The sequence below is a fragment of the Bacillus sp. JJ1532 genome (assembly GCF_036965085.1).
In the GTDB taxonomy this organism is placed as follows: Bacteria; Bacillota; Bacilli; order Bacillales; family Cytobacillaceae; genus Cytobacillus.
This window is the reverse complement of record NZ_JBALOW010000141.1, coordinates 282-1,120: the sequence shown is the minus strand read 5'-3', so window position 1 is coordinate 1,120 and position 839 is coordinate 282. Positions and strand designations below refer to the sequence as shown.

The following is an 839-nucleotide window of genomic DNA, read 5'->3' as shown; positions in this document are numbered from 1 at the left end:
TTCTACTCGACTAGTTAAATAAGGTGCTTGGGTAAAATAGAGATTAAAAGGGAGGGATGGAGTGTTATGGCTTCTGGACGAGATGAAATGATAAAGGCACTGAAAATCATTCTTATTCCAGTATTAAGAGATAAGGGATTTAAAGGTTCTTTCCCGCATTTTCGACGGAGGTTAGAAAACCGAATTGACCTTATGTCTTTCTATTTTGATAAATATGGCGGTGGGTTTACTGTTGAAATAGGTGCTTCACCATCCAATGGCTACACAATTAAGGGGGGGCCTCATATTCCTCCTGATAAGGTAAATACTACGCACCATGTTCCTATGACATGGCTTGAACCATATGAAAATCATGATTCATACAGATATGATGAAGAACCTGTTCCGGATGATATTTACGAAAAATTAGCATATGAAGTTGCTACTCTTTTACCTAAAGCTGAAGAGTGGTGGAATTCAGATAAAATAGCTCGGATTATTAAGAAAAAGACGAAACAACAAGGTTACATAACTTTTGATTGAATATATATCCCGTTATTAAGCTAACGAAGCAGGTTAGTTCAACAAAAAAATTGAAACTTAAAGGGTTTTTAACCGTATCAATTAATTTAAAGGGATTAATTAGGGAGGGGTTTTATGATTTTCGTTATATTAGTGTTATACGGAGTTATAGCAGGAGTTTTCATTTCAAAAAGAAAAATGAAAATGTATCAAGCTGTAATACCCATGATAGCTTTCGCAATACTTTCAAGTGTTGCTTTGGGGCAAAATTATACAGTGAGCTTAATTCCTGAAGCTAACGATGGCATAGGAATTTCAAATTTTTTAGCTGCATTTTT

1 protein-coding gene and 1 pseudogene are annotated in these 839 nt (G+C 34.8%); both read left to right on the top strand.

The window, feature by feature from the left end; all coding sequences use genetic code 11:
* The first annotated feature begins 66 nt into the window (after positions 1-66).
* Complete coding sequence (locus V7122_RS25365) at positions 67-522, top strand: DUF4304 domain-containing protein (RefSeq protein ID WP_335483687.1); 456 nt, start codon at positions 67-69, stop codon at positions 520-522.
* Between the two features lie 114 nt (positions 523-636).
* Positions 637-839 (top strand): annotated as a pseudogene (locus V7122_RS25360) (hypothetical protein); the annotation flags it as partial.